Origin of the sequence: Streptomyces purpurogeneiscleroticus, assembly GCF_020024005.1 — a bacterium.
GTDB classification, from domain to species: domain Bacteria; phylum Actinomycetota; class Actinomycetes; order Streptomycetales; family Streptomycetaceae; genus Streptomyces; species Streptomyces purpurogeneiscleroticus.
The window spans coordinates 1-7,305 of the sequence record NZ_NHSG01000062.1 but is presented as its reverse complement, the minus strand read 5'-3'; the positions used below and the strand labels follow the sequence as shown (position 1 = coordinate 7,305).

At 72.7% G+C, this 7,305-nt stretch carries 6 protein-coding genes; 3 read left to right on the top strand and 3 right to left on the bottom strand.

Annotation, left to right across the window (positions count from 1 at the left end; translation table 11 throughout):
- Window positions 1–282 precede the first annotated feature (282 nt).
- Window positions 283–1,302 carry an MDR family NADP-dependent oxidoreductase gene (locus tag CCS38_RS01875; RefSeq protein WP_223731421.1) on the bottom strand — a complete coding sequence of 340 codons (1,020 nt, stop codon included), beginning with the start codon at window positions 1,300–1,302 and terminating at the stop codon, window positions 283–285.
- A 260-nt stretch (window positions 1,303–1,562) separates the two neighbouring features.
- Between CCS38_RS01875 and CCS38_RS01870 the strand changes: the two genes are divergently transcribed.
- Entirely contained in the window at window positions 1,563–2,159 is a 597-nt protein-coding gene (locus CCS38_RS01870; protein WP_223731420.1) for a ScbR family autoregulator-binding transcription factor, read from the top strand.
- Between the two features lie 234 nt (window positions 2,160–2,393).
- A complete protein-coding gene (locus tag CCS38_RS01865) occupies window positions 2,394–3,377 on the top strand; it encodes a ScbA/BarX family gamma-butyrolactone biosynthesis protein (RefSeq protein WP_223731419.1) in 984 nt (327 codons plus the stop codon).
- A gap of 61 nt (window positions 3,378–3,438) precedes the next feature.
- Here CCS38_RS01865 and CCS38_RS01860 read toward each other — a convergent pair whose 3' ends face one another.
- Together CCS38_RS01860 and CCS38_RS01855 are read right to left on the bottom strand one after the other, a co-directional pair.
- A complete protein-coding gene (locus CCS38_RS01860; protein ID WP_223731418.1) occupies window positions 3,439–5,742 on the bottom strand; it encodes a bifunctional salicylyl-CoA 5-hydroxylase/oxidoreductase in 2,304 nt (767 codons plus the stop codon).
- On the bottom strand, window positions 5,739–6,566 hold the full coding sequence (locus CCS38_RS01855) for an enoyl-CoA hydratase family protein (protein ID WP_223731417.1): 828 nt from the start codon (window positions 6,564–6,566) through the stop codon (window positions 5,739–5,741). The genes CCS38_RS01860 and CCS38_RS01855 overlap by 4 nt, the downstream gene beginning before the upstream one ends.
- A gap of 229 nt (window positions 6,567–6,795) precedes the next feature.
- Between CCS38_RS01855 and CCS38_RS01850 the strand changes: the two genes are divergently transcribed.
- Complete coding sequence (locus CCS38_RS01850) at window positions 6,796–7,221, top strand: ATP-binding protein (protein WP_223731416.1); 426 nt, start codon at window positions 6,796–6,798, stop codon at window positions 7,219–7,221.
- Window positions 7,222–7,305: the final 84 nt, after the last annotated feature.

The following is a 7,305-nucleotide window of genomic DNA, read 5'->3' as shown; positions in this document are numbered from 1 at the left end:
GCCGTCCCCCAGCCCGCCCTGCGCGGCGCCGCGGGGCGCGACCCGGCCGGCTTCACGCCGCGCCGCACGCCGCCGCGCTGACCGTCGTACCCACCTGACGGACCGGGCACCCGACGGACCGGGCACCCAACGCCCTCCGCAGTCGCCGCCCTGCGCGGTCGTCGCACGGATGCGGCGGTCACCGCCTGCCCGGTAACCGCCGCGCCCGTGTGCCGTAAAGGCCCGCCAGGGCGGGCCCCTACGGCTGCCGCCCGGCCCGCCCCCCGGCGGGCCGCACGGAGTTCACAGTTCGACCAGCACCGCCCCGGTGTGGTCGCCCTGGACGAGTTCGCGCAGCGCCTCCGGGGCCTGGTCCAGGCCCCGCAGCCGGCTGTGCGCGAAGATCAGCGTGCCGTCGCGCAGCCCGCGCCCAAACTCCTCGCTCCACTCCTGCGCGAGGCCCGGGTGGTCGCGCACCGAGAAGCCGCGCAGCGTGACCCGCCGGGAGACCACCAGACCGGCGTCCAGCTCGACCGGCGCCGTGATCCCGTCCCCCTCCCCCAGCTGCGCCGACAGCGCGCCCACGAGCGCGAACCGGGCGCCGGTACGAGCCGATTCGAGCGCCGCCGCCAACTGCTCGCCACCCACGGTGTCCAGCAGGACGTCGATGCCGTTGGGCGCCGCCCTGCGCAGCTGCGGGCCGATGGGCCCGGCGCCGCGGAGCACCACCTCGTCGTAGCCCAGCTCCTTCACCAGGTACTCGGCCTTGCTCTCGGAGCCGGTGGAGCCGATGACCCGGCGCGCCCCCAGGCGCCGGGCGAGCTGGCCCGCGAGGCTGCCGACGCCGCCGGCCGCGCCGGTGATGAACACCGTGTCGCCGGGCCGCACCTGCGCGATGCGTACCAGGGCGCCCCAGGCGGTGGCGCCCTGGGAGAGGTGCGCCGCCGGGTCGGGCAGCGCCTCGGGGTCGATGCGGTGCGCGCGTGCCGCGTCCACCAGGGCGTACTCCCGCCAGCCCAGGTCGTGCCGGACGAGGTCGCCGGGCGCGAAGCCGCCGCCGGGCGCCTCCACGACCTCGCCGATCGCCGCGCCCCACAGCGCCCGGCCCGGCACGAAGGAGGGCATGGGCAGTTCGGCCCCGGTCATCATCGTGCGCATCACGGCGGTCACGGCCATGATCCGGTTGCGCACCAGGACCGTGCCCGGCGCCGGTACCGGCACCGGGGTGTCGGTCACCGCGAAGTGATCCGGCGTCAGGGCGCCGTCGGCGCGGGCGGCGAGGCGGACTTCGCGGTGGGTGGCGGGGTGGACGGGCGCGGCCATGGGGGGAGGCTCCTGGGGATAGAGGGCTGCGGAACGGTTTTCGGGGAGCCCGTACGCACGCGCCGCGTCCGGACTCGGGGGCCGCCCGTGCAGGACCGGTACGACCGGAACGAAGCTTTCCCAAATCTCCACGACAGATCAATACCGTCTGGTTGGATTATTGTTTGCGCCGTCAATAGAATTCGGCCAGATCCGCCGGAGGCGGACGCGCCCCAGAACGAACATGCGGAGGACCGCCGGTGGCCAAGCAGGAACGGGCAGTGCGCACTCGACAGGCCGTCCTCGTAGCGGCGGCCCAGGTCATCGGCGAGCGCGGCTACGAAGCGGCCACCATCGCGGAGATCATCCAGCGGGCCCAGGTCACCAAGGGCGCGCTGTACTTCCACTTCCCGTCCAAGGACGCCCTGGCCCGCGCGGTCATCGCGGAACAGACCGAGATGCTCGTCCCGCCGCCGAGCGACTCCCGGGTGCAGGATGTCATCGACTTCAGCCATCAGGTGGCGCAGGCGCTCCGTGACGACCCGGTACTTCAGGCCGGCACCAGGATCGCGGTGGAAACCACTTTCAGCCGCGAGCCGCTGGTGCCGTACCAGGACTGGATCGAGATCGTGACCCGGATGTTCACCGAGGCGCGCGAGCGCGGGGAGTTGCTGTCGGCGGTGAACCCGGCGAAGGCCGCGGAGTTCGTCGTGTCCTCGTACATGGGCGTACAGCTCTTCTCCCAGGCCACCACGAACCGCGCCGACCTGCACGAACGTGTCACCTCACTGTGGCGGCACATCCTCCCGGGCCTGGCCCCGCCGGGAGCCTTGAGCCACCTGACTCCCAGCGGCCGGTGGGAACGCCACGCCGCCTGACCGACCCCCTCCGACGGCGGCCCCCGGCCGCCGTCTTCTGTCGTTCCGGGCCACTCGTCACTTCATGCAGCGCGGCCGCAAACAGCCCTGGCCTTATCTCTACGCCGTCACACGTAACACTTCTACCCAAAGATTCACTCTGGAGTACTAGAAAACAAACCAGGCGGTTTGTATCTTGGTGCCGCAGGCGCTGAGTACGGGCGCACCCCGCGCCCGCCCAGGGAGGGAATCCGCATGACCGTCGTTCTGACCGTGCCGCACTCCGCCCCCCGCCGACGCGGCGCGCCCTCGGGGTACTCCTCGGCACTCCCCACCCTGCAGCCACTGACCACCACGGTTCCGCGGGAGTACGTTCATCGCAGCTCGGTCACCGAGGTGTTCCTCACGGACTGGCGCGGCAGAGGTCCCGACGCCTGGACCGTCGACGCCCAATGGCCGCGCGCCCACAGCTTCTACGGCCCCGCGCACGGGCTGCACGACCCGATGATGCTGGTGGAGACCGTGCGGCAGGCCGGACTTCTGCTGAACCACGTCGGGCACGGCGTACCGCTGGGCCACTCGGTGATCTGGGGAAGCATGCGGTACACCGTCGACCCCGAGGCCCTGAAGGTCGCCGCCACCCCCGCCGACATCGAAATACACGTGAACGACCACGACGTCGTGCGAAGAGCCGGCCGGCTGTCCAGCATGCGGGAGACGTTCGACGCCGTCCGGGACGGCCGGCACCTGGGACGCGTCGAATGCACCTTCACCTGCCACGTCCCCGCCGTCTACCGGAGATTGCGCGGCTCGTACGCCGATCTCGACCACACCCTCTCGCGCGTGATCCCGCCGGCCGCCCCCGTCCCCCCGGAGCTCGTCGGCCGGGACCGCACGGCCGACGTGGTGCTCTCCCCCACCGACGAGGCCGGCCGCTGGCAGCTGCGGACCGACATCACGCACCCCGTGCTCTTCGATCACCCCGTGGACCACGTGCCGGGAATGCTGATGGTCGAGGCCGCGCGGCAGGCCGCGTACGCCACCGCCGGGCCCGGCCACTGGACAGCCGTCGCCATGGACTGTTCCTTCGTCCGTTACGCCGAGCTGGACACGCCCTGCTGGATACGCGCCAGGGCGCTCGCCCCGGACGCGGCCGGCCTGCCTCGCGTGGCGGTGCGGGCCGAACACCACGGTGACCCCGTCTTCACCGCCACCGTGACCTGCGCCCCCATCGGCTGAACAGCAGGCCGAAACGGTCGCGTACGCGGCCGTGCGACGCCCGGCCCGTCCGCCGGGCGCGTCATCCGCCCAGCGTCAGCCGCTGTTTGGGGCCGTCCGTACGGCCCGCCGGCGGAATCCGGCTGCCTGCCCGGTACGGCGCGGGCCACGGCGCACCGGGGCCGGAATACCCCTGTTCCGCAGCGGCGTGCAGGGTCCAGTTCGGGTCGTAGAGATGCGGCCGGGCCAGCGCGCACAGGTCGGCGCGGCCCGCGAGAATCAGCGAATTGACGTCGTCCCAGGACGAAATGGCGCCGACCGCGATCACCGGAATTCGCACCGCGTTGCGGATGCGATCGGCGAACGGCGTCTGGTACGAGCGCCCAAAGGCGGGCTGCTCCTCCGGGACCACCTGCCCCGTGGAGACGTCGATCGCGTCGGCTCCGTGCGCGGCGAAGGCCCGCGCGATCTCCACCGCGTCCTCGGCGGTGGTACCGCCCGCCGCCCAGTCGGTGGCGGAGATCCGTACCGTCATGGGCCGCCCGGCCGGCCAGACGGCACGTACCGCGTCGAAGACCTCCAGCGGGAAACGCAGCCGCGCCGCGAGGTCGCCGCCGTACGCGTCGGTGCGGTGGTTGGTGAGCGGCGAGAGGAAACCGGAGAGCAGATAGCCGTGGGCGCAGTGCAGTTCGAGCAGGTCGAAGCCGGCGCGCGCGGCACGCTCGGCGGCGCGGACGAAGTCCTCGCGCACGCCGGCCAGCTCCTCGGTGGTGAGCGCGTGCGGTATCTGGTTGACGCCCTGCCGGTACGGGAGCGCGGAGGCGGCCACGAGCGGCCAGTTGCCCTCCGGGAGCGGCTGGTCGATGCCCTCCCACATCAGCCGCGTCGAGCCCTTGCGGCCCGAGTGACCGAGCTGGACGCCGATCGCGGTGCCGGGCGCGCCCGCGTGTACGAAATCGGTGACCCGGCGCCAGGCAGCCTCGTGCTCCGGCGCGTACAACCCCGTGCACGCGGGCGTAATGCGGCCCTGGCTGCTGACGCAGACCATCTCCGTCATCACCAGGCCGGCGCCGCCCAGGGCCCGGGCACCGAGGTGGACGAGATGGAAGTCGCCCGGCGTGCCGTCCGCGTCGGCGCTGTACATGTCCATCGGGGAGACGACGACGCGGTTGTGCAGGGTCAGCCCGGCGAGCCGGAAGGGCGTGAACATCGGCGGCGTGCCGGGCTGCACGCCGGCCTCCTCCTCGACCGCGGCGACGAAACGGGGGTCGCGCAGCCGGAGGTTGTCGTGGGTGACCCGCCGGCTGCGGGTGAGCAGGTTGAAGGCGAAGCGGCGGGGCGGCTGGTCGACGTACTGCGTGAGGTTCTCGAACCACTCCAGGCTGGCGCGCGCCGCCCGCTGGGTGGACTCGACGACGGGCCGGCGCTCGGTCTCGTACGCGGCGAGCGCGTCGGGGAGTGCCGCGTGCTCCTGGAGGCAGGCGGCGAGCGCGAGCGCGTCCTCGACGGCGAGCTTGGTGCCGGAGCCGATGGAGAAGTGGGCGGTGTGCGCGGCATCGCCGAGCAGCACGATGTTGCCGTGCGACCAGCGGGCGTTGGTGACCGTACGGAAGGCGGTCCAGGCGGAGTTGTTGCCGTGCAGCGGCCGGCCGCCCAGCGCGTCCGCGAAGATCTTGGCGCACTGCCCGACGGACTCCTCCACCGGACAGGCGTCCCACCCGGCCCGCCGCCATACGTCCTCGTGCGCCTCGACGACGACGGTGCTGGCGTGCTCCCCGTACGGATATCCGTGCAGCTGCATCACCCCGTGCTCGGTCTCGGCGATGTCGAAGCGGAAGGCGTCGAAGGCGAGGTCGGCGGAGAGCCAGATGTAGCGGCAACGGTGGGTGGTCAGCTGCGGGCGGAAGATCTCGGCGTGCGCGCCGCGCGTGGCGCTGTGCACGCCGTCGGCGGCGATCACCAGATCATGGTCGCGGGCGAGGTCGGCGGCGGGCGGCGCCTCGGTACGGAAGCGCAGCCGTACGCCGAGCGCGCGGCAGCGCTCGTGCAGCAGCTGGAGGAGGCGGCGGCGCCCGATGGCGGCGAAGCCGTGACCGCCGGAGGTGAGGGTGCGGCCGCGGTGCGCGATGTCGATGTCGTCCCAGCGCACGTACTCGCGGCGCAGCGCCTCATGGACGACCGGGTCGGCCTGTTCGATGCCCCCGAGGGTCTCGTCCGAGAGGACCACGCCGAAGCCGAAGGTGTCATCGGGCGCGTTGCGCTCCCAGACGGTGACCTCGCGGGCCGGATCCAGCCGCTTGAGCAGCACCGCTGCGTACAGCCCACCGGGGCCGCCGCCGATGACGGCCACCCGGCCGCCGGGCAGCGCCCCCTCCCCGGGGCTCATTTCCCCTGCCACTTCGGGCTGCGCTTGGCGGTGAACGCCGCGTGGAACTCCGCGTAGTCCGAGCTGTTCATCAGCAGCGCCTGGGTCGCCGCGTCCATCTCGACGGCCGCCGCGAGCGGCATGTCCAGCTCGGCGGTGAGCAGCGCCTTGGTCTGGGCGTGGGCGAGTGCGGGGCCGGCCGCGAGCCGGCCGGCCAGCGCGGCGGCGGCCTCGTGCGCCTTGCCCTCCTCGGCCAGCTCGCTGATCAGCCCGATCCGCTCGGCTTCGGGGGCGCGCACGGCCTCCCCCAGCATCAGCAGCCGGGTGGCGTGCCCGAGCCCGACCACGCGGGGCAGCAGGTAAGCCGCGCCCATGTCGCCGCCGGAGAGCCCGACCTTGGTGAAGAGGAAGGCGAAGCGCGCCGAGGGGTCGGCGACGCGGAAGTCGGCGGCGAGCGCGAGGACCGCGCCGGCCCCCGCGGCCACGCCGTGCACGGCCGCGATCACCGGGAACGGGCACTCCCGCAGCGCCCGTACGACCTGCCCGGTCATCCGGTTGAAGTCCAGCAGCTGGCCGGTGTCCATTTCCAGCGTGGCGCCGATGATCTCGTCCACGTCGCCGCCGGAGCAGAAGCCGCGGCCCTCGCCGCCGAGCACCAGGGCCCGTACGGCGCGTTCGCGGGAGAGCTCGGCGAGCAGATCGCGGAGGTCGGCGTAGGCGCCGAAGGTGAGGGAGTTGAGGGTGTCCGGGCGCGCGAGGGTGACGGTGGCGACCCCGTCCTCCCTGGTCACGCGGAGGTGTTCCCATGCGTCGGTGGCGTGCGCGGAACCTGTGAACGGGCTCATTGGGCGTCGTGCCCCCTTCAGCCGGAGGGCTGGTGCCTGGCGGTATCCGCCGGTATCCGGCGTTACCCGTGCCGGGAAGTTATCACGCAAGCGTGACCGCCGTCACGAGTACGCGATAAGGCATCCGCCCGTTCCCGCCCGGCATCGCTACGAGCGGTGATGAGCCGATCGCAGCGGAGGTTCGTACCGTTATAGGAGGACATCACGCCCCCTCGAACGGAACCGGACCTTGTCGGAGCCAGCCGCCCCGTCGTCCTGGCGGATCACGCTGCCGCACACCACTGCTGCGGTGCCGATCGCGCGTGCCCTGATCCGGATGGCGATCGCGGACATGCGGGTGGCGGCGGACAGCGACACGGCCGAGCTGCTCACCGGCGAGCTGGTGGCCAACGCCGTCGAGCACACCCCCGGGGACAGACCGATCGAGCTGGTCATCGAGGTACTGCCGAGCGGCCACCAGCACGTCGAGGTGCACGACAACGACCCGGCGCCGGTCCAGGGGCTGGGCGACGACGCGCCGCCGGAGGTGGATCTGCTGAACGAGGGCGGCCGGGGGCTGCTGCTGATCCGCACGCTCAGTGCGGCCTCCGGCTACCGGCCGACCGAGCAGGGCAAGGCCGTGTGGTTCCGGCTCCCGGGGGAGCCATCTGCTTGAGGTGGCGGTTTGTCACAGGGGCTGAGGCGTGATTGTCCACAAGGGCTGAGACGTGGGTTGTCCACAGGGGCTGAGGGGGGTGGG